Annotated in this window: 21 protein-coding genes; 14 read left to right on the top strand and 7 right to left on the bottom strand. The window is 53.6% G+C overall.

Translation table 11 applies throughout. The features are described 5' to 3' along the window. Positions 1-380 precede the first annotated feature (380 nt). From GN107_RS09700 to cbpA, 3 genes are all read left to right on the top strand, one after another. On the top strand, positions 381-1202 hold the full coding sequence (locus tag GN107_RS09700; protein WP_196246318.1) for a Cof-type HAD-IIB family hydrolase: 822 nt from the start codon (positions 381-383) through the stop codon (positions 1200-1202). A gap of 429 nt (positions 1203-1631) precedes the next feature. Then, positions 1632-3011 carry a L,D-transpeptidase family protein gene (locus tag GN107_RS09695; RefSeq protein ID WP_230678598.1) on the top strand — a complete coding sequence of 460 codons (1380 nt, stop codon included), beginning with the start codon at positions 1632-1634 and terminating at the stop codon, positions 3009-3011. A gap of 159 nt (positions 3012-3170) precedes the next feature. Then, positions 3171-3836, top strand: a complete 666-nt coding sequence (gene cbpA, locus GN107_RS09690; protein WP_155287658.1) for a cyclic di-AMP binding protein CbpA — start codon at positions 3171-3173, stop codon at positions 3834-3836. Between the two features lie 504 nt (positions 3837-4340). Here the strand turns inward: cbpA and GN107_RS09685 are convergent. The 6 genes from GN107_RS09685 to GN107_RS09660 form a co-directional block, all read right to left on the bottom strand. After that, positions 4341-4742 (bottom strand): type II toxin-antitoxin system PemK/MazF family toxin, encoded by a 402-nt coding sequence (locus GN107_RS09685; protein WP_155287659.1) that lies wholly within the window; start codon positions 4740-4742, stop codon positions 4341-4343. 13 nt (positions 4743-4755) lie between these two features. Continuing rightward, on the bottom strand, positions 4756-4989 hold the full coding sequence (locus tag GN107_RS09680; protein ID WP_155287660.1) for a hypothetical protein: 234 nt from the start codon (positions 4987-4989) through the stop codon (positions 4756-4758). Between the two features lie 175 nt (positions 4990-5164). Then, entirely contained in the window at positions 5165-6292 is a 1128-nt protein-coding gene (gene alr / locus GN107_RS09675) for an alanine racemase (protein ID WP_155287661.1), read from the bottom strand. 3 nt (positions 6293-6295) lie between these two features. Next, a complete protein-coding gene (gene acpS, locus GN107_RS09670) occupies positions 6296-6652 on the bottom strand; it encodes a holo-ACP synthase (RefSeq protein WP_155287662.1) in 357 nt (118 codons plus the stop codon). A 1000-nt stretch (positions 6653-7652) separates the two neighbouring features. Then, positions 7653-8633, bottom strand: coding sequence for an AEC family transporter (locus tag GN107_RS09665; protein WP_155287663.1), 981 nt, complete (start codon positions 8631-8633; stop codon positions 7653-7655). A 19-nt stretch (positions 8634-8652) separates the two neighbouring features. Further along, on the bottom strand, positions 8653-10344 hold the full coding sequence (locus GN107_RS09660) for a malolactic enzyme (RefSeq protein WP_269057693.1): 1692 nt from the start codon (positions 10342-10344) through the stop codon (positions 8653-8655). A gap of 116 nt (positions 10345-10460) precedes the next feature. Here GN107_RS09660 and GN107_RS09655 point away from each other — a divergent pair, with 116 nt between their 5' ends. From GN107_RS09655 to GN107_RS09630, 6 genes are all read left to right on the top strand, one after another. After that, complete coding sequence (locus tag GN107_RS09655; RefSeq protein WP_155287665.1) at positions 10461-11339, top strand: LysR family transcriptional regulator; 879 nt, start codon at positions 10461-10463, stop codon at positions 11337-11339. Between the two features lie 12 nt (positions 11340-11351). Further along, positions 11352-11582, top strand: coding sequence for a hypothetical protein (locus tag GN107_RS09650; RefSeq protein ID WP_155287666.1), 231 nt, complete (start codon positions 11352-11354; stop codon positions 11580-11582). A 21-nt stretch (positions 11583-11603) separates the two neighbouring features. Continuing rightward, complete coding sequence (locus GN107_RS09645) at positions 11604-12302, top strand: magnesium transporter CorA family protein (protein ID WP_155287667.1); 699 nt, start codon at positions 11604-11606, stop codon at positions 12300-12302. 99 nt (positions 12303-12401) lie between these two features. After that, a complete protein-coding gene (locus GN107_RS09640; RefSeq protein ID WP_155287668.1) occupies positions 12402-12764 on the top strand; it encodes a DUF488 domain-containing protein in 363 nt (120 codons plus the stop codon). Positions 12765-12767: 3 nt separating this feature from the next. Then, complete coding sequence (locus GN107_RS09635; RefSeq protein WP_230678600.1) at positions 12768-13322, top strand: 5-formyltetrahydrofolate cyclo-ligase; 555 nt, start codon at positions 12768-12770, stop codon at positions 13320-13322. Positions 13323-13396: 74 nt separating this feature from the next. Continuing rightward, entirely contained in the window at positions 13397-14338 is a 942-nt protein-coding gene (locus tag GN107_RS09630) for an AEC family transporter (protein ID WP_155287669.1), read from the top strand. A gap of 77 nt (positions 14339-14415) precedes the next feature. Here GN107_RS09630 and lexA read toward each other — a convergent pair whose 3' ends face one another. After that, a complete protein-coding gene (gene lexA, locus GN107_RS09625; protein WP_155287670.1) occupies positions 14416-15045 on the bottom strand; it encodes a transcriptional repressor LexA in 630 nt (209 codons plus the stop codon). Between the two features lie 204 nt (positions 15046-15249). Between lexA and GN107_RS09620 the strand changes: the two genes are divergently transcribed. The 5 genes from GN107_RS09620 to GN107_RS09600 all read left to right on the top strand — a co-directional run bounded on the left by GN107_RS09620 (position 15250) and on the right by GN107_RS09600 (position 20849). Then, complete coding sequence (locus GN107_RS09620) at positions 15250-15723, top strand: hypothetical protein (protein ID WP_155287671.1); 474 nt, start codon at positions 15250-15252, stop codon at positions 15721-15723. A 1001-nt stretch (positions 15724-16724) separates the two neighbouring features. After that, the gene (locus GN107_RS09615; protein ID WP_155287672.1) at positions 16725-17690 is read left to right on the top strand and encodes an ABC transporter substrate-binding protein; all 966 of its coding nucleotides are present in this window, start codon (positions 16725-16727) and stop codon (positions 17688-17690) included. Positions 17691-18076: 386 nt separating this feature from the next. Further along, a complete protein-coding gene (locus tag GN107_RS09610; RefSeq protein ID WP_155287673.1) occupies positions 18077-19042 on the top strand; it encodes an ABC transporter substrate-binding protein in 966 nt (321 codons plus the stop codon). 84 nt (positions 19043-19126) lie between these two features. After that, positions 19127-20035 carry an ABC transporter permease gene (locus GN107_RS09605; RefSeq protein WP_155287674.1) on the top strand — a complete coding sequence of 303 codons (909 nt, stop codon included), beginning with the start codon at positions 19127-19129 and terminating at the stop codon, positions 20033-20035. A gap of 1 nt (position 20036) precedes the next feature. Beyond that, a complete protein-coding gene (locus GN107_RS09600) occupies positions 20037-20849 on the top strand; it encodes an ABC transporter ATP-binding protein (protein ID WP_155287675.1) in 813 nt (270 codons plus the stop codon). Positions 20850-21069: the final 220 nt, after the last annotated feature.

Raw genomic sequence — 21069 nt, 5'->3', positions numbered from 1 at the left:
CGGTTTGAAGCTGAGCATTTGCGTACTCCGGAAGAAATGCCGGGGTTTGGCATTACTTCCGGAGTGTGCAAAGCGCAAGCTTCAGTCCCGCGGAGCTCAGTTCGGCACAGTAGAATAGAAGGCTGTAGCAAAATTCAACATTGTAGCTTAGTAGAAATGCCTGGGCTTTAGCATTACTTCCGGAGTGTGCAAAGCGCAAGTTTCACTACGTTGTCCGTTGAACTAATGGCAACAAGTTGCAAAAGTTCAAGCTTCAGTTCCTCGCAGCTCGACTAAGATGCGCACCCCCAGCCCACTTTATTTAATCACGACCATTATATTTTGTTATAATGAAACCGCTTATATTTGTACCCACAACATTTAACAAAGGAAGCTCATTCATGTCACCCTACACTATCTTCATGGATATCGATAACACGCTGATCGGCCACAGTCAGTACCCGAGCCAGCGCGTCGTCAAAACGATTGCCAAGTACCGCGCCCAAGGCCACCGCTTTTTCATCGCGTCTGGTCGCCCCCTCTTTTCAGCCATCAAGATGGCAGCCCGCATCGGTCCCGACCTAGACATCATCTGTGCTAATGGCACCGTCACGCGGATCAACGGCCAGGTCCGCGCGCAGCACCTCTCCACAAACGCACTGGAAGGCATCTGGCGCGTCGCCAAGAAGTACCAGCTTGCGCAGTACTTCTTCACGCTGGACAAAATTTTGGACCTGGCACCCCTACCTGCCGCCGCATCGGATGACGGCAAACACCGGGTTGCTGGTGTTGACCCCGCCAACTACATTGACATCACTTCGCTCGAACAGCTCCGCGCAAAAGCGGCCAAAATCACCAACGCTATTGCCATGGATCAGGACCTGGAAAAGGTTGCCCGGGCCCGTGTTGAAATGAACCAGCTGTCCGACATTGACGCCTCCAGTTCCTACTATGACAACATCGAAATCACCGCCCACGGAATCAACAAGGCCACCGCCATTTTGCGCGTGTGCCACGAGCTCAACCAACCATTGGGCCGCACCATGGCGTTCGGTGATGGCTCCAACGACCTCCAAATGCTCAAAACGGTCCACTATGGGGTCGCGATGGGCAACGCCAACCAGGAGGTCAAAGCTGCCACTAAGTTTCACACCCTCGACATCGACCACGATGGCGTGGCGGTGGCCCTGGATAAATTTCTCGGCGGCACCGCCCAGGCGTAACTCGGCCCTTAGTTGCGCGCAACGGAACTATTTTTAAACGCATAATCTGTGGATCCGTCAACAACTGACGGATCCACTTTTGCTAATCACGCTCCTGCCAATTCTTGCTGCATTCCCAACCACCCCCTGCCACCGCATGCACGTGCCCGCCCTAGAAGCCACCTGGATTTCGTGGTAAAATGACCATATACTTACGATTGGTAAGTTAAATGTTACAGCTAAACCGCTTACCATCGCGAATTCGTCATAATTCTTAAACTTTTTACCACACTCAAGGCACAGACAAATGCTATGCTAATCACGTTATGGCAGTAGCCGGCAAAATCCGCGCATCAGCAGCACTTCATTTTTGCCAGCGAAAGGTTTACTATGTCTAAAGACACATTTCTGTAACAATGTTACATTTCAGTATTGAAAGGAGTGGACACCGTGCTAGCAAAGCGCAAAAATGTCCTCACGCTCGCAATTGCCATCGTCGTCCTGCTCATTATCTATGTGGGTGGCGCGATTTATTATACCGGCCATTTTCTCCCGCACACCGAGGTATTGGGCGTCAGTGTCAGTGGCAAGAACGTCGAGGATGCTAGTCAGGCACTCCAGAGTGACTACAAAAACCACAGTTACAAGTTAAGTGAAAACGGCAAGACCTTAGCCACCGCATCAGACGCTGAACTCGGGGTCAAAACCGATTTCACCGGGGCCCTGACCAAAGTGAAGGCGCAGCAAAGTCCATGGAGCTGGGTTTTCCACTTGCTTAGCGGTCAAAACAGCGTTCAGGCCTCCGTTAATGCCGGAATCAACAAGGCTAAGCTGGACGCATACGCTCAAAGCACCGCGACTAAGCTCAACCAAAACCGAACTGCACCCGTTGATGCAAGCATGCATTTTGCAGACGGTAAACTGGTCGTAAACAAGGAAAAGTCCGGCAACACGATTGATGTCAGCAAGCTGCAGGCGGCACTTGTTAGTGCAATCGACACCGACAATACCACTGTCCAGCTGCAGAAAGTTCACGAGCAGCCCGCGGTTACGACCAGTAGCAAGGCCTTCACCCGCAAACGCGACGAACTAAGCAAGATTGCAAACATCACCGCACAGCTGAAAATCGAAAACAAGACCGTTACCATCAGCAAGCAGGAACTGACCAGTTGGCTCGGTTACGCAGACGGCAAGGTCACAGTCTCTAAAGACGGCCTCACCGCCTATGTTGCGCAGCTCAACAAGAAGTACGCCACCTACCAGAAGACGCGCAGCTTCAAGTCCACGAAGCGGGGCACGGTCAAAATCGGGGGCGGGATTTATGGTTGGTCGATCAACAGTGCAGCCGAAGTTGCCAGCCTGACCAGCGCCATCAAGGCCGGTAAGAATTTCAAGAAGGACATCATCCACCAAGGCTCCGGCTACAATAGTAACGGCACCGACATCGGCTCGACCTACATTGAAGTCGACACCCAGAACCAGCACGAATGGTACTACAAAAACGGTAAACTCGTGATGGATTCAGATGTCGTCACCGGCAAGCCTGATGGCCACAGCACTCCAACTGGTGTCTATTACGTTTGGGACAAGGAGCGCAATAAGACGCTCACCGGTAAGAACGCAGACGGTAGTGATTACAATAGTCCCGTCTCCTACTGGATGGCCGTTGATTACACTGGGGTCGGTCTGCACGATGCGCCTTGGCAGCCGACATTCGGTGGCGACTGGTACAAGGAACACGGTAGTCACGGTTGTGTCAACAACCCGCCAACATTCATTGCCAAGCTCTACCCTGCAGTCAGCTTGGGCACGCCAGTTATCATCATTTAAAGTTAACAGTTTTGATATTTAGAGCCACCTCGCAGTAGCAGCGGGGCGGCTCTTTTTCGTACGACGGGTCTACCCTTCCGGAATGGATATGGTATGATTAGGTGATTAGAATTTCTCTCATGAATTTGTGCAATCATTTACTATTTAGGAGGTCTCAACATGCTTATTAAGTCCCTCGTGATCAAGAAGGAGTTTTTGACAACAGTTAAAGAGACAGTCACGCTCGAAGAGGCCCTCAAAATCCTCGAAGACTCTGGCTATCGTTGTGTTCCGATTTTGGATGAAAGTGGCAAGATTTTCCGCGGTAACATCTACAAGATGCATATCTACCGCCACAAGAGTCAGGGCGGCGACATGAGCTTGCCAGTTACTTACCTGCTCAAGAATGCTACCAAGACCATCCCCGTTAACGCACCGTTCTTCAAGGTCTTCTTCAACATCAAGGACCTGCCTTACATCGCCGTGCTGGATGAATCTGCCAACTTCTATGGCATTCTCACCCACTCCCAGCTGCTGAACATGCTGTCCGAATCATGGAACATTGATGTCGGCTCCTACGTGCTCACCGTGATGAGTACCGGCGAACGGGGTGACTTGGCCGCAATGAGCAAAATCCTTGCGAAGTTCGTTTCCATCTCTGGGTGCATCACCCTCGATGCCAAGCGCGGCGAGTACGTCCGGCGCACCTTGTTCACCCTGCCAGCCGGCACGGACGCAACGACACTCAACGAAATCGTCAACCACTTGGAACGCAAGCACTTCCGCGTGGTCGAAATCGATGACCTGCAGTCCGGCCAGCCGGTCCGCAGCGACGAAATTGAATAGACAGAAGAGTGGACCACAATGCGGTTAGCTACTGAGCATTAGCAAAAAATGGCTCCAAGCACATGAACTTTGTGCTTGGAGCCATTTTTAGGCTAAGCGGAGCCATTTCCACTAGTGCAGCTCTGCTGCCCGTAGTGGAATGGACAGCGGAGCGGGAGCTGCATTGTGGGCCACGTTTACATGCTGGGAGAGTTGGCGGCTTGCCGCTTACTCTCCTACATCCGGAGCGCAGCGAAGGTGGCCGACTCCTCACCATAATTACGAACGGTCAGGAGTCGCCACTTTCACTAGCGCAGCTTGCTGCCCGTAGTGAAATGGACAGTGAAACGGCCGACAGCGATAGCCGACAGTGAATTCAAAGCTACTCATCGTCAATCTAAAGTGCGTGGTGTTAGTAGAGTTACTGCTAGCGCCGCGCACTTTTTGCTTACAATATAAAAAGAGCTTAACCCCAGTTGGTATGTGCCAACTGCTGCTAAGCTCCGCAATTTGGGCGTTGAGGCCCTACTGTTTACCACTATGTACGTTATTGTTGGTGTCACTGCGTTTCGGCAAGGGTTTTAGACCCAAGGAAATGTTGAGTGCCGCATCGACCGCCCGCATTTTGTCTGCCGACAAACCGGCAATGCGATCCCGCAAACGCTGCTTGTCAATTGTGCGCACTTGCTCAAGCAGGACCACCGAATCACGCTCCAAACCGTCGTGACCACCCCGCAAGCCTACATGAGTCGGCATTTTGGGCTTACTAATACGGCTTGTTATTGCCGCCACGATCACAGTCGGACTATAGTGGTTCCCGACATTGTTCTGCACGATGAGCACCGGCCGCATTCCGCCCTGCTCTGACCCAACCACAGGCGACAAGTCCGCGAAGAAAATGTCACCCCGTTTTACATTTACATCCATTCCCTCATCACCTCTAGCAGACGAGCCTGTACGCTTCTGCCTCACAAGCCGTGTACTCCGCACATATCTGGCTGTTCAGCCGGGCCATCTCCACATAACCCTTAATTAAACAAGCGAAACCTGCATTCTCTGTGTGTGCACAAAATGCCGCCGCAACTGGTTCATCAACATTATAGTATTCGCAAAATGCCGCCACACACGCGTGAAAATCGGCCGGACATGTATTCAAATCTTGTTTTTCAAACATGTTTCTCCGCTCCTCACGATTCGTCTTGCTTCAAAATAGCACAACTTGACCAAATAGCAATCAATTATTTCGCGTTTTCGGAATCGCCGCTTTCAAAAATTGCCAAAACACCGAACATAAAAAACGCTCCCCTTATTATACCAGTAGGGAGCGTTCATGGCGCGCTTGAACTTAATTAACTAATTGGGTTGACCGAGACCCGTGGCACCCGTGCGCTTAGGCAGCAAGCAACCTCATAATGAATCGTGCCCGCATAATCCGCGACGTCTTGTAAACTAATTTGTTTGTCGCCACTACGGCCAATGAGCACGACCTTAGTCCCGCGTGGGTATGCGTGGGGCAGACGAATCATGAATTGGTCCATGCAGACGCGGCCGATCATTTCACACTCGTGCCCATCGACAAGGACGTGGAAACCCTGCAGCCGCCGCAACCAGCCGTCCGCATAGCCCATCGGCACGGTACCGATGTATTCGTCCCGCTCAGCCGTGTAGGTCGCCCCGTAAGAAACTGTGGTGCCCTTGCTGACGTGTTTGCAGAAAACTAACGCCGACTCAAGACTCAGTGCCGGCTCTAACTCATAGGGTAAATCCGGAATGTCGTGGCCAGACGGATTCAAACCGTAAATCCCCACTCCAAAGCGCACCAGGTTACTATCGCAGGCGCGGTGCCACAAACTAGTGGCCGTGTTGGCAACATGGACGTAGCGCGGCCGTGTTGCGAGCACGGCCACGAACTCCTTAAACCGCGCCACCTGCCGGTCAAACTGCTGCGTATCGGGACTGTCCGCAGTTGCAAAGTGGGTGAAAATCCCTTCGTGCGTGAACTGATCGGGATGTGCACTCATGTAATCACTAGCCGCCCGCAAATCTGCGCGATGAGTGAAGCCAATGCGGCCCATACCCGTTTCGACGGCCGTATGCACTTTGAGTGGCCGCTGCCCATCAAGTACCTGCGCAGCATCCTGCAGCCAAGACAACTCACTGACCGGCACCGCGATATTTTGTTCAGCAGCCAGCTGCGCATCAGCCGGGTCAATGATGCCCAGCACCAAAACTGGCTGCTTAAAGCCCGCTGCCCGCAGCGCAAGCGCCTCGTCTAAAACAGCAACACAAAAGCCGCTCGCGCCTGCAGCAATGGCAATCCGCGCGACCCGGAGCAGGCCGTGACCATATGCATCCGCCTTGATGACGGCAAATAGATCCGTGCCGGCATCCAAGCTTGCTACCGCGGCATGGACGTTATGATAAATTGCACCTTCGTCAATTAAAACCCGGGTGGGACGATGCACGGCGACTATCATTAGTTAATTACTTCCTTCCAAAATAACCTCAGTGAAAACCAGTTCCTTGCTGTGACTGATTGAAACGTGCGCCGGACCCTGGTGCGGTCCCTTAGCGATATAAGGCCGCCCCGCAGCATCGCTCAAGGTTTCAACGTCGTGCAGTTGCACCGATCCCAGTCCGGTGCCGTACGCCTTAGCGTAAGACTCCTTAACGGAAAAGCGCCCGGCCAGATATTCATCAGCACGGCGCCCGCGGTACTGCTGCCACTGCGCGTACTCGCCAGCGGTCAGCACCTTCTTGGCAAAATCACCGTGCTTGCGCTGTGCGGCCGCGATTCGGTCGATTTCACTAACGTCAACACCAATTCCTTTGATCAAAGCTGGCCGCCTTTCCGCAGCGCGGGTAATGGCGCGCTACTCCAATTACGATTCTATCATGCTATAATGATACACTTTTTCGCAATTCACGAAAGCGTGGCGAGCGTGAAACTAGTTCACCCGCCATTGCATAATTGTAACTGCCCCAGCGCTTCCTGCTCAGATGAAGCCGGAATACCGGACTGGGCGCGCATCTTCCCCTCCGCAGCGTTGCTGCTTCGGTGTCGATTGTACTAATGGCGGCAGAGCCGCAATAGTACAATTCGCTCCATTTCGCTGGCGGCAGTGACGGCAGGCATGCTGGGGGGCACGGCTCCAGGCTTGGCGAAGGTCGCACCAAGTCTTCCGCCTTATCTCCGAGCCCGCCATGTTTTCGCAACACTATCGGTAAACTTGCAGTACTTATTTAATCTTCCTTAGCGGTCTCTCCGCTATCCCTTAATTTCAGCATGGTCACTCCCGCCAGCTTCATTCCGGAAGAGGCGCGCCCAGCCCTACACTGTCGATTAACAGGTACACATCATACGCTCCACAATTATCCCCACGCTCGAAGTTATTATTGTCAGATCATCAACTGTGGTCTTATTTTTTCAACTGGGAAAGCTGCTGTACAAGTTGACAAGCATTGTGAATACCCAGTGTTTACTGAGTAGTTTAGAACATCCACGTAGGGCGGTGGGGGTATCTACGGAGCGAAGTCACGGGTCTGCTCCATGCCATCGCAATTGTTGGCTGCTAGACTGCGGGCTATGCAGGCTTGCCGCCAACAATTGGGGGCACCGCAGAGACAACAAAGCGACCGCAGGGAGTGTTGGCTCGAGGTGAGCGTCAAGACTTGACACGGGTTTGGTCAAGGCTTGAACGCGACCCTGTGCATGGAGCGGCCCCGTGGCGCAGCGGGAGTAGATACCCCCACCGCCCGGCAATCCAAAAGCCAAAACAACCGCGGCAGCCAATAAATGGCCACCGCGGTTGTTCAGTAAATTAATTTTGCAACTGGTTAGATGCCTTGGATCAGCAACATGATGATTGGTACCACGATCACGAACAGCACCGTTGAAGTGGTAACCACGTTCGTAGCGTACTTCACATCCCCATGTGCCTGATCAGCAAGCACTGGCAGAACAGCGAGGCCAGGTGCACTAGCCTGCACGATGAGAGTCTTAGCCTCAAGACTAGGCACACCGCTACCCATGTGCATCCCCAGCATGATGAGCGCAAACATAATCGCTGGGGCGATCACGAAGCGGCCAAGCAGGGCAAAATCGGTGTCGCGGTCGAAGCGAATCGAACCCAGGCCGGCTTTTGCAAGCACGATCCCGATGTAAATCAGGGAGAGTGGTGTCACCAGACTGCCGACATAGTTCAAGGTGTTGACGGCGAAGCTAAGCGCCGGCACGTTGATGAATGGAATCCGCAGCAGCAGGAAGACCAGCGCAACAAGGAAGCCGAGCAGTGGTGGTGGCAGCAACTTCTTCCAGTTGAACTTGCCACCCTTAGCAGCCTTAGTTGCCGTTGGGTCGTCTTGGGCCATCAGGAAGGCACCAAGCGTCCAGGTAGAAACCGTGTTGACCACGTAGTAAACCAGGAAGTACGGTACGGCCTTGTTGCCGAAAAGCGCCAGGTTCAGGGGCAGACCAATGAAAATGGTGTTGGCGTTCACGAACATGTTTATAAATGTTCCCCGCCGGCCCTTTTGCACCCGCAGTACCTTCACCAAAATGAAGGCCACGATGTAACCCAAGATAACGGCACTGAAGCCATAAACCAGGCCACTAGACAAGCTAATCAGTTTGTTCAGGGTCAAACGCTGCAATACTGAAATAAAGATATTGGCAGGCAGCGCAACGTTCATGAGTAATTTTGATAATTCGCCGCCGAAGCTATCGCCGAACCAACCCTTGCGTTGCAAGTAGTAGCCCAGAGCAATAATCAGCAGAATGGTCAAAACACTCTGAATTGATGTTGTTAAAGCAGTCAAATGTTCTCCTCCTGTTTACTTAGTCCAGTTCGACGTCCAGATCGCCCAAGTCGCGGTACTCTGGCTGCCACTTCATGTCCGTGACGGCCTGCTTAACGTCCTTAATTTCATCGACGTTGAGCTTTTCCGCAACGGCTTCAGCAGCGACTGCTTCCGCAACGGTCTGGCTGAAGACATCCAGCTTGGTGACTGGGGGCAGAACGGCAGCGCCGGGCTGCTCTGGGTCAACGATGCCACCAAGACTGTGAGCAGCGGCGGAAATCATGCCATCTGTGAGCAGCTTCGCGGTCGAAGCAATGGTCCCGAGGCCGAGACCAGGGTAAACCAACGCGTTGTTGGCCTGCCCGATTTCGTAGCGGACACCCTTGTATTCAACGGGTGCGGCAGGAATCCCGGTCGCAACCAGTGCGCGGCCATCAGTCCATTCGATGAGGTCCGCAGCCTTAGCTTCAGCAAGCTTGGTTGGGTTGCTCAGCGGGAAGATGATTGGCCGGGCGGTGTGGGCGGCCATTTCCTTAACGGCTTCTTCGGTGAAGCTGCCGGGAACGGTACTGGTGCCCACAAGGATGCTTGGGTGCACGGCCTTGATGGCAGCCGTCAGCGTGGTCAGCTTATCAGCATTCGCGAATTCGCTGCGTTTGCGGGCAAAAGGCTTTTGCTGGGGCGTCAGGTCAGGCATGTCGTCAAAGAGCAGGCCCTGCTTGTCGACCATGTAGAAGTGCTTCTTGGCCTCATCTGCGGACATCCCCTGCTGCAGGAATTCATCGTAGATCCGCTTGGTGATCCCGGCACCGGCAGTCCCAGCACCGAAGCTCATGTAAACCTGATCAGTCATCTTCTGCTTAGAGATGTTTAGGGCGCCCATGATTCCGGCAAGGGTGATGATCCCGGTCCCCTGAATGTCATCATTGAAAGTCGTGATTTCATTTTGGTACTTGTTCAAAATGTTATCCGCGTTGCGGCGACCGAAGTCTTCGAAGTGCAGGTAGAGCTTCGGGAACAGCTTCCGCGCGGCACCAACGAACTTGTCAACGAAGGCGTAGTAATCGTCCCCGTAGACACGCTGCTTGCGGTTACCCAGGTAGAGGTCATCGTTCAGAAGTGCTTCATTGTTCGTGCCGGCGTCCAAAACAACGGGCAGGACGCTAGCAGGGTCGATGCCGGCAGCGGCGGTGTAGACCATCAGCTTACCAACAGAGATTTCCACCCCCTGCGTACCCCAGTCACCAATACCAAGAATTCCTTCAGCATCGGTTACCACGATGAGGCGGATGTCGCGGCCGTTTGCACCGTGCTTGAGGGCGGATTCAATGTCTCCCTGTTCGTCAATAGACAGATACACGGCGTTTTGTGGTTCGATGTAAAGTGCACTGTAGTTTTCGATCGTGTCCGCAATCGTTGGGTCGTACACGATTGGCATGAATTCAGCGATATGTTCGGAAAATAGTTTGTAGAAGAGCACGTGGTTGTGGTTGAAGAGGTCCATCAGGAAAATCCGCTGCTCGAGCGCGCTGCTCTTGCTCTGCATCTGCGCGTATGCCTGGGCAACCTGCTGGTCAAGCGTCTGGACCGCTGGTGGCAAAATCCCGGCGAGGCCGTACCGTTGCCGTTCTTCCTTCGTGAATGCTGTCCCCTTGTTTAAGAATGGGTCGTTCAAAATTTGTTCTGGTGTGTAGCGCATATTCTGCCTCCATTGATTAAGTTGATTTATTAACTGTTTTCTTGTTTACCTACGTAGATTAACAGGCGCAAAAAACTATAGTCAAACGAGCCAGTAGTGATAAAATATCTTTATATGACGTCAGAAAGCCCGAGGAGAGTGCGTTCATGAACATCCGCGATTTGGAGTATTTTAACGAATTAGTCCATCTAAAAAATTTTTCGCAGGTCGCCGCGGCCTTTCAGGTCAGCCAACCGACCATCTCCATGGCCCTCAAGCGGCTCGAAACCGACTTAGGCATCGAACTGATCGAACGGGACCACAGCCACGGCACCCTCAAAGTCACCGCGGCCGGGCAGCAGCTCTACCGCCACACGCAGATCATGCTGAGTGAACTCAGCACCGCCCGCAGCGAATTGACGGCTCTGCAAACCCAAACCATCACCTTAGGCTTGCCCCCGATCATCGCCAACTACTATTTTCCACAGCTGGTGCCGCGCTTAATGGCGGGCCACGTGATGGAACACTTGCAAACCGTCGAAGCCGGCTCCGGCGAATTGCTCAAGCGCCTGCGGGCAGGTGAGCTCGACATGGCGCTGCTCGGCAGCATCGGGCCCCTAGAGAGCAGCGATTTGGAGACGATTGAAATCAGCAACTCGCGCTTTGCAATCATCGCCAGTCCAGAACGCAAGCTGGGAACAGCTGGCCAGATTGCGTTCGCTGAACTGAGTACGACCCCTTTCGTGTCCCTGACGACCGGCTTCGTGCACACCCAGGCCATCGCGCAGCTGCAAGCTAGCAGTAATGCGCAACTACGCACCGTCTTCCGAACTAGTGACGTCGGCTTACTGAAGAAGATGGTGCGGCAAAATGTCGGCGTGGCCCTGCTAACGACAATGGCTATCAGTCCTGATGACCACCTGCAGGTACTCCAACTGTCCGACGCCGATCAGCCGCATTTTGCCATCGCGGTAGCCCGCCGCAAGCAGCAACTCCTGTCGGCACCACTGCGTAAACTGCAGCACATTCTGATCACGCAAAATTAAGGAGGCTCCATAATGATTGCTTATTACGCAATTGGTGACGACAATGCCGAGGCGGTGCCGGAACCCAGCAACGCGGGCTGGATCGAGCTGACCGCCCCAACTGAGGATGAGATTCGCCAAATTTCGGCGCAGTGCACCATTTCGGTCCGCACCCTGCACGCGGTACTTGATAGTCAGGAGGACCCCCGGACTGCCGGTCTCGATCCAAATGACGACATCCCCGGTCTGATTGTGCTGCGGTAAGCGCAGGCTAGCCAAAATAATCTGGGCCACCGTGAGTACCAGACCCATCCCCTCGCCTTAATTTTGGCCGGGCAGCAGGTGGTAACGGTCGCCACGGCCCCACTGCCGCCCGAACTGCATCAAGCCATTCCGAACTGGAACGACCGCGACCTGCACAGCAAGCCCGAAGAATTCGCCCTCCACGTCATGTGGTGCGTCCTCAGCGGCTACGTCACGGCCATGAACCGCATCAACGCCGAGGTGGACGAACTGCAACGGGAGCTGGGCAACGCCCCCCGCAACAAGCAGCTTTACCAAATCATGGCGATGCAAAAGTCTTTGATCTACTTTGAATCGGTACTGAACAACACCATGCCCATCCTGAAGGACCTGCGCAAGGGCGAACGCTTCTTCACCACGGCTAGTTACGACCGGGCGCTACAAAACGTCATGGTTGAGGCCCACCAGGCGAGCACCATGGCTGGCGTCACTGAGCGCGTTCTGGAGCAATACAACACGACAGTTAGTTCCATTGTTTCCAACAACCTGAACATCATCATGAAGGTGCTGACCAGCATCACCATCATTCTGACCATTCCGACGGTGATCGGCGGATTATGGGGGATGAACGTCCCGGTCCCGTTCGCGCACCAGTACTGGGCCTTCTGGGGGATCATTGCCGCGACGGCGCTACTGTGCGGAATCAGCTCCTACATCCTCTGGAAACACGATTATTTCTAGCCACACCGGGTTTAATTTCTGCAAAGTGTTGGTAAGAATGTTAAAATGTGGTGAGAATGAATGGTAAAGCTGGACCAAGAATTTTTGAGGTGATATTGATTGGCACAATTGCTGACTGTAAGAATCTATGACAAGGAGCAGCCCGCCGGTTTTCGAATCCTCACCGACCGGCTGTGGCCGCGTGGTGTTAGTAAGGTCAACGCCGCGCTCGACCTCTGGGCCAAAACCATTGCGCCCAGCAGCGAGCTGCGCAAATGGTTCAACCACGAACCCGAGCGCTTTCCGGAGTTCACAACTAAGTATTTAGCCGAACTGCAGGCTAATCCTGATGCCCCAGCATTTGTCGCGCAGGTTAAGGACCAGCTCCAAGCGGGGCAAGATGTTCTACTATTATTTGGGGCGCGGGACCTTGAACATAACCAGGCAGTTGTTTTGAAGGACTGGCTTCAGCCCCAACTATAGGAGGTGCCCACTATCGACAAAGCAAGCGCACGCAAGCAGCAGATTGCAGCATTAAAAGCCTACCCGCAGGCAAAACGTGAACGCGAAACCGAACAACTCGTTCGTAACCTGCTGGCTAGCCCTGAGTGGCAGGCCGCAGAGTCCATTGCCTGCACGATCAGCGGTCCGTTTGAAGTCGCCACTAGTGGCGTGATTGCGGCGGCCCAAACCGCCGGCAAAACGGTTTACCTACCCAAGGTGATGCCTAAGCGCCAGATGGCTTTCATGCCGCACCCTGGCGATGACCGGCTCATTCGCAGCAAATTTGGCCTGCTCGAGCCAGCGTACGACCAGGCGCTCGTAAACCAGCAACCCGATCTGGTTGTGGTCCCCGGACTCGCCTACGAACTAAGTAGCGGCAAGCGCCTCGGCTTTGGTGGTGGCTATTACGACCGCTTTCTGAGTCAGTACCAGGGTGCAACTTTTGCCTTGGCCTTACCGCCACAAGTCTTCGCCACTGCATTTTGGCCGACCGAGTCTTTCGATGTGCCCCTGCAGCACATCATCACACTTGATTAATGCATCCGGGGTCTGCGGGCCCCCATACATAGCTCCACCAACGCACCAAATCTTACATAAAGAAGGAAAACAGATTGACAGCATTCACATCCGCCGTACTCGGGGTCTCGGAGATCCTGATTCTCATCATCCTGGGCTACTGGCTCGCCGCCAAGAACTGGCTCGGCAAGGATAGCGGCAAAATCATTGCCAAAATCGTCACCCAAGTTGCCCTGCCCGCCTACATGATCGTCACGGTCGCGACAAAGTTCACCGCCAAGGAGCTACTCAGCCTGCTGCCCCAGCTGCGCTACCCCCTGATTTCGATGGCCATTTTGGGCGTCCTTTCGGCGGTCGTTGCCCGGCTCATCCACGTTGAAAAGCAGCACGAAGGCCTGTTCTGCTCGATGTTTCTGAATTCAAACACCGTCTTCATCGGTCTGCCCGTGAACATGGCGCTGTTTGGTCCCAAGAGCCTGCCCTACGTGCTGGTTTACTACATGGCGAACACCACCGTTTTCTGGACGATCGGGGTCTACCTGATTCAGCACGATAGCAAGCAGAAGACGCAGTTCAGTCTGCGCACGACCCTCGGCAAAATTTTCTCGCCCCCACTGCTCGGTTTCATCTTCGGAATCATCCTCGTGCTCCTGCACATCAAGCTGCCCGACTTCCTGATGACCGACCTCACCTACGTCGGCAACCTGACCATCCCCGGCTCCATGTTCTTTATCGGAATCACAATCTACGCTGCCGGCATTCGCAAGGCCTTCCAGTTCGATAAGGACCTGCTGGGGGTACTCTTCGGCCGCTTCATCGCCGCCCCGCTCGTGATGTCCTTGCTCCTTATGAACGCCCCGATTTCGCCAATGATGCGCGCCATCTTTATCATTCAGGCCTGCATGCCCGTCATGACCAACGCCCCCGTGGTTGCCCGTTTGTACGACACGGATACTGAATTCGCGGCTGTCGGTGTGGCTAGCTCAACAGTGCTCTCCATGATCGTCATTCCAATCGTGATGACTCTGATTGGCTAGACAACGCAAATTGCGACAAAAATGACCCGGATTCTGCATTCATAGCAGGATCCGGGTCATTTTGAATCAAGGACTGATTATTCTAGATTATCACGGTACAAACCGACAACGACCCCCAGCACCGTGACGGTGTCGAAGTACATGTCAGCCATGCTGTCGTTTTCAGGGTGCAGGCGAATGCCATCTTTCTCGCGGTAGAAGCGCTTGACGGTGGCCTCACTATCGGCAGTCATCGCAACCACGATTTGGCCATTTTCCGCATCACTCTGCTGCTTCACGATCAGTTTATCGCCATTCAAGATGCCGATTTTGATCATGGAACTACCTTGAACCTGCAGCATGAATAAATCATCATCGGCATAGCCCAAACCGGTTGGCACAGGGTAATATTCTTCGATGTTCTGCTCGGCCGTGATCGGCACCCCGGCCGCGACTGTGCCGACCAGCGGAATGCCCGCCTTAGCATTAATGCCGATGTATTCCTTGCCGGCATCGGTGATTTCCAGGGTCCGAGGTTTGGACGGATCCTTGGCAATCAGCTCCGCATTCAGCAACTTGGTCAGGTACGCCGCCACCGTCGATGACGACGACAGACCCACCTGGGCACCAATCTCGCGCACGGTTGGCGGGTAGCCACGGCTTTCAATTGACTCGTTAATTGCGCTCAGGATTTGCACCCAGCGCTTCTTTGGTCCTTGAGTAGGCATGTCCGTGCCCTCACTTCCGTCTATATTTATCCCTAGCATACCAAAGCGAACGCCTGTTTGCAATCGTTTCCGGCGAAAAAAAGCCCGTAATCACGCATCTTTAAGCATCTTTTGCAATCTCCTTACTATTTGGAAGTCAGAGTAGGTTTTGCCAGCGAACTCTGTTATCATGAAGGGGTAAAGAATCGAGAAAAGAGGCAGTTTATGGTTGAATCCTTCTTAATCGCAGTTGACGTCGCCCTTGCAGTCGTCATTGCGTACAATTTGTACTGGCAGTCCCAAATCGAGCTCCAGGCCAACTATGCATATTGGCAAATGATCTGGGGGGTCGTTATCGCCGTTTGGATGGCGACAACGGGCATTCACAGCATGCCTTACATCGTCTTCCTTGCCCTCTTTGTTCTCCTCAACGTCTCCGCCGGTGTCGGCGGAATTGGCACCAGTCGGATCGTGGGTAACGGGTTCTTCTCCCGCTTTCTCTCCTACAAACATTTCGCTGGGGTTACCCTCACACCGATCAAAGCACCGGGCGGCCGGGACTTGGTTGTGGCGATTTTTGCCCTCGAACCGCGGCGCTACATTCGCCTGACGTTCCGGCAACCACTAGAACAAATCATCGTGAGCCTGCAGCAGCGGCTCCCCGAGTCAGTTCCGGTCACAATTCAGAAAATAAACTAAGAACGTTAACCGGTATCCATTATGGATGCCGGTTTTTTAGATAAAATTTAGCATTAGCTATTGAACGCCGGGTGACGGCGCATCCTTCTCCGCTACCGCCCCTGGGAGTGACGCAGGCTCGCTGTGGGCCGGGTTCGCTACGCTGTCCATAACTCTATGGGCAGCAAGCTGCACAAGAGTTAGGGCAAGCCTCGGAAAAGCGCCGAGTCTTGCCCCTGAACTCGAGCCCGCGTCGCGTTGCTCCTTTGCGGTCTCTGCGTTCTCCCCGATGATTGTAAGTGAAAGCCCCGCACAGCCCCGCGAGGCTCTCACTTACAATCATCGTTTCAGCTCGGTCACTCCCAGCGGCTCGCTCCGAAAGAGGCGCCGTCGCCCTACGTTATACTTGTACACTTATATTGGGTTTGAGCTAACATCCACTTGAACACCGATAATTTATATATAATGCTCTTAATAGTAACCACCCCGGATTTTATCTGAGTTGTTCTGATTTATGCTCGTTTAGCGGTGACCATTTATTTCATCCGAATGGGCGGCTGCGCAACGCATAATAGTGGTTCTATATGCAGAGCTGCCACTCTCAAAAGTGTATTTTTACATTTCTTTGCATTTTTTAATTGAAATTGCTTGACACTCGCTATGGATGCCTGTATTCTATCCCTTGTAAACAAATTCACCGCATCCAGCGTAAGGAGTGTTCATCATGACAATCACGACCAACACACAACTTAACAACGCGTTTAGCTTTAGCTTTTTCGGATAGCGGTTTGCATCTAGGATGCAAGCCGCGACGCTTGCATCCATGAGGCTAAGGTAATTGAACTTGCAATTGACCGCCACATGGATATCATCATTGATTCCACGTGGCGTTTTCTATTTCCGGAGAAGCGACCGGCCACGTGGACACCACGTGACCGGTCGCTTTTGTTTTACGCCCAGCGCAGGCGCTAAGACAATTGCCGTCGAATGTTACAGGGACTATACATTTTGGAGGAATAATCATGAAAATTAAGAAATTGCTATTAATGGCTGCTACCGTCAGCAGTGTCGCCCTACTCGCCGCTTGTGGCAGCAAGTCCGCCAGCGCTAAGGATGGTAACAAAACCGTCAAGATCGGGATTTTGCAACAAATCAACCAGACATCACTTGATGAAGCCCGCAAAGGTTTCGAAGCCGAAATGGCTAAGGAAGGTTACAAGGAGGGCAAGAACCTCAAGCTGGACTACGTGAACGCCCAGGGTGACCAGGCCAACCTCAGCACCATGAGTCAGCGCCTCGCCAAGGACAAGAACGACATCAACGTCGGCATCGCCACCGCCGCCGCCCAGGCATTGCAAAAGGCCGACCCCAAGACGCCAATGGTCTTCACCGCAATCACCGATCCGAAGTCTGCCGGCCTTGTTAGCAGCATGAGCCACCCCGACAAGAACGCCACCGGGGTCACCGACATGGTTGATGTCTCCGGCCAGATCAAGCTGTTGCACAAGATTGCGCCCAAAGCCAAAACCATCGGGCTACTCTACAACGCGGCGGAACCAAATAGCGCCATGCAAATCAAGCTCGCCAAGAAGGCCATCGCCGCACTCGGCTTGAAGAGCACGGCCCAAACCGTTGCTTCGACCAACGATGTTGAACAAGCAACAACCGCCCTCGCCAGCCAGAGTCAGGCCATCTACATTCCTGCTGACAACACGCTCGCCGCATCCATGGCAACTGTTGGCCGGGTCTCCATTAAGAAGGGCGTTCCGGTCGTTCCCGCTGCTAACGCCATGGTTACCGCTGGTGGGGTCGCAACCAACGGGATCAGCTACGAAAAGCTTGGTCGCCAGACCGCCCAGATGGCCATCAAGATCCTCAAGGGTAAGAAGCCAAGTGCCCTCCCAGTTGAAAAGCCAAACAAGGTCAGCGTCTTCGAAAACAAAAAGATGATGAAAAAGTTAGGCATCGATCAGTCCGTGCTTAAGTAAGGCTGCAGCGTTTCCAGCTGTGCCGAAGTACACAAAAAACTGAATAGTGCCCTTGACTTTAAAATCCCATGAGTATAGTCTTACAAGCATACAAGAACTGCTATTACTTTTTTAAGGAGTGTTCGCCATGAATATCAATTCACGCACACAAATTAATAACGCTTATTACTACGGCTATTACGGATAGCGGTTTGCATCACGGATGCAAACCAGCTAGGTTTGTATCCATGATGGCTGTAGCAACTTGTAGTGCAGTTAGCCACATGGACTTAAGAGTTAATCCATGTGACTAGATACTTCCGGAAGATGTATGGCCGGTCACGTGGATGCTCATTCTACGTGACCGGCCATTTTTGTTAGAGATTATTCTGGGAGGAATATAGATTATGAAGATTAAGAAACTTTTGACCGCCGCAACGGTCGTCGCATCAGTCGCATTGCTTGCAGCTTGTGGTAACAGCAGCAAGTCAGCATCCAGCAGCAGCAAGGTCACCAAAATTGGGATCTTGCAGCTCATCAACCAGAGCGCACTCGATGACGCCCGTAAAGGATTCACCGAAGAGCTCGCTGCCCACGGTTACAAGGACGGCAAGAACATCAAGATCGACTACGTAAACGCGCAGGGCGACCAGAGCAACCTGAAAACCATGAGTGACCGCCTCAAGAACGACAAGAACAAGTTGAACCTGGCCATCGCTACTCCTGCTGCCCAGGCACTGCAAAAGGCCGACCCTGACACCCCAATGTTCTTCACCGCCATCACCGATCCTAAGTCTGCCGGCCTTGTCAGCAATCTGAACGCACCCGACAAGAAGGCAACTGGGGTCACCGACATGGTTGATGTTAAGGGCCAGATTGACCTGCTGCACAAGATGTTCCCGAAGGCTAAGACGGTCGGCCTGCTCTACAACGCGGCTGAACCAAACTCAATCGTGCAGATCAAGCTCGCCCGCGCCGAAATCAAGAAGCTCGGACTGAAGACGGCTGAAAAGACCATTGCCTCCACTAACGATGCGGAACAAACCGCAACCGCCCTGGCAGACAAGGCCGACGCCATCTACATCCCAACTGACAACACCGCCGCTGCCGCAATGACCACCATCGGCAAGGTTTCCGAACAGGCAAAAGTCCCAGTCGTAACCGCTGACGCAACCATGATCAAGAAGGCCGGCGTTGCCACCCGCGGGATCAGCTACAAACAACTTGGTAAGCAGACTGCAAAGCAGGTCATCAAGTTCCTCAAGGGCAAGAAAGTTAGCCAGCTGCCCGTTGAAAAGCCCGCAACGACTTCCATCGTCAAGGACGACAAGCGCATGAAGATGTTCAACGTTGACGCATCCGTTTTGAAGTAAGACATTAAGAATTATTGATACACAGCAGTTCGGCTCCGGAGCCGCGATGCTCCCGGCAGTACCGAACAACTTATGGAGGTAAGCATGGATATCCTGACATCAAGCATTTCACTGGGGATTCTCTGGTCGATCATGGCCATCGGGGTCTACCTGACATTCCGTATTCTCGACATTGCTGATATGACGGCTGAAGGGAGTTTTCCCCTCGGCGCGGCCATCACCGCCCACGCCCTCACCACGGGCATGAGCGCAATCGGCGCAACCCTTCTGGGCTTCGTCGGCGGTGCCGCAGCCGGGCTGGTGTCCGGATTTATGACCACCAAGTTACACATTCCTGACCTGCTCAGTGGGATCCTGACCATGACCGGTTTGTACTCCGTTAACCTGTTCATCATGGGGCAGGCCAACGTCCCCCTGGTCGGCAACATTAAGAACATTTTCAGCATGGTGACCATCGGCGACAGCACCACCACGACCATCGTGGTTGGCGCCATCATCCTCGCTATCGTCATTCTCGCCCTGGTGCTCTTCTTCAACACCGAAATGGGGCTCGCGGCCCGCGCGGTTGGGAACAACGAAGACATGTCCGCGGCCAACGGGATCAACGCCGACAACATGAAGATCATCGTCTACATGATCAGTAACGGTCTCATCGCCCTTTCCGGTTCGCTGATGGCACAGACAAACGGTTACGCCGACATCTCAATGGGGATCGGGACCATCGTTATCGCCCTGGCCGCAATCATCATCGCCGAGATTTTGCTCCGCCACCTGACTTTTGGCCAGCGGCTGCTCACCATCATTTTGGGGGCCATCATCTACCGGCTCATTATCGCCCTTGTCCTGGCTTGGGGGGTCGATCCTAACGCCCTGCGCCTCTTCTACGCGGTCATGCTCGCAATCTTCCTCTCCCTACCACTAGTGGAAAAGAAAGTTGCCCAAATGCGGCAGCGCCAGCGGAACAACAAGGAAATCATGAAGGGGGATAAGTAACATGGCAGAACCAGTACTTCAAATCAAAGGCTTGCACCAGTACTTCGAAAAGGGCACGCCTAGTGAAAACCACGCCCTGGACAACATCAACCTCGACCTCGAGCCCGGCGAATTCGTCGCCATCATCGGTGGTAACGGGGCTGGTAAGTCCACCCTCCTGAACAGCATTGCCGGCTCCCTACCGGTCAGTTTCGGCCAGATCAAAATCGCCGGCGAAGATGTTACCTACCAGAGTGTTGAGAAGCGCGCCAAGCTGATCAGCCGGGTGTTCCAAGACCCGCGGCAGGGCTCAGCCCCGCTGCTCACCGTTGAAGAAAACCTGTCCCTCGCCCTCAAACGGGGCTCATGGCGCAACTTCTGGAACCGCGGCGTTAAGCGCAATGAACGCGCCGTCTTCCGCCAAAAGCTGGAGAGCCTCGGCCTGGGTCTCGAAACCCGGCTGAACGCTGAAATCGGTATGTTATCCGGTGGTCAGCGCCAGGCCATCACCCTGCTCATGGCAACCATGCGGCAGCCGGAGCTCCTGCTGCTGGATGAACACACGGCTGCCCTGGACCCACAGACTAGCGCAACGGTCATGAACATCACCGACCAGATCGTTAAGCAGCAGCAGATCACCACGCTGATGATCACCCACAACATGGCTGACGCCCTGAAGTTCGGCAACCGCCTCATCATGCTCGACCACGGCAAAATCGCCATCGATATCAAGGGCGACGAGAAGAAGGGGCTGACAGTACCCGACCTGCTCGACATGTTCAAGGAAAAGAGCGGCGCGGAGATGACCGACGACTCCGTACTGATGTCAGAATAAACTAGCTTACTTCAATCGCACCCGGCTCACCGCAAAGTAGCGGTGAGCCGGGTGCTTTTTTATGTGCAGCTGCCAAGAGCCAATTAGTAGTGACCAGTTCTTGCTAGTCGCAACGCGTGAATGCACAAAATGCCACATCATGGTGTACTGGTACCTGTCAAGGAGACAAGCAAATATCATCAAAATAACTTTACACGTGGTTTAGGCCACAGATGATTTG

This window comes from Lacticaseibacillus zhaodongensis, assembly GCF_009687905.1.
GTDB classification, from domain to species: Bacteria; Bacillota; Bacilli; order Lactobacillales; family Lactobacillaceae; genus Lacticaseibacillus; species Lacticaseibacillus zhaodongensis.
Note: the sequence above shows the minus strand (reverse complement) of the source record. Positions and strands in the feature narration are given on the sequence as shown.

What these genes read in the sequence shown, in the direction of transcription:
- GN107_RS09700 (WP_196246318.1), top strand. Translation starts at nt 381, where the DNA reads ATGTCACCCTACACTATCTTCATGGATATCGATAACACGCTGATCGGC.
- cbpA (WP_155287658.1), top strand. Translation starts at nt 3,171, where the DNA reads ATGCTTATTAAGTCCCTCGTGATCAAGAAGGAGTTTTTGACAACAGTT.
- GN107_RS09685 (WP_155287659.1), bottom strand. Translation starts at nt 4,742, where the DNA reads ATGGATGTAAATGTAAAACGGGGTGACATTTTCTTCGCGGACTTGTCG.
- GN107_RS09680 (WP_155287660.1), bottom strand. Translation starts at nt 4,989, where the DNA reads ATGTTTGAAAAACAAGATTTGAATACATGTCCGGCCGATTTTCACGCG.
- alr (WP_155287661.1), bottom strand. Translation starts at nt 6,292, where the DNA reads ATGATAGTCGCCGTGCATCGTCCCACCCGGGTTTTAATTGACGAAGGT.
- GN107_RS09655 (WP_155287665.1), top strand. Translation starts at nt 10,461, where the DNA reads ATGAACATCCGCGATTTGGAGTATTTTAACGAATTAGTCCATCTAAAA.
- GN107_RS09650 (WP_155287666.1), top strand. Translation starts at nt 11,352, where the DNA reads ATGATTGCTTATTACGCAATTGGTGACGACAATGCCGAGGCGGTGCCG.
- lexA (WP_155287670.1), bottom strand. Translation starts at nt 15,045, where the DNA reads ATGCCTACTCAAGGACCAAAGAAGCGCTGGGTGCAAATCCTGAGCGCA.
- GN107_RS09620 (WP_155287671.1), top strand. Translation starts at nt 15,250, where the DNA reads ATGGTTGAATCCTTCTTAATCGCAGTTGACGTCGCCCTTGCAGTCGTC.
- GN107_RS09615 (WP_155287672.1), top strand. Translation starts at nt 16,725, where the DNA reads ATGAAAATTAAGAAATTGCTATTAATGGCTGCTACCGTCAGCAGTGTC.
- GN107_RS09610 (WP_155287673.1), top strand. Translation starts at nt 18,077, where the DNA reads ATGAAGATTAAGAAACTTTTGACCGCCGCAACGGTCGTCGCATCAGTC.
- GN107_RS09605 (WP_155287674.1), top strand. Translation starts at nt 19,127, where the DNA reads ATGGATATCCTGACATCAAGCATTTCACTGGGGATTCTCTGGTCGATC.
- GN107_RS09600 (WP_155287675.1), top strand. Translation starts at nt 20,037, where the DNA reads ATGGCAGAACCAGTACTTCAAATCAAAGGCTTGCACCAGTACTTCGAA.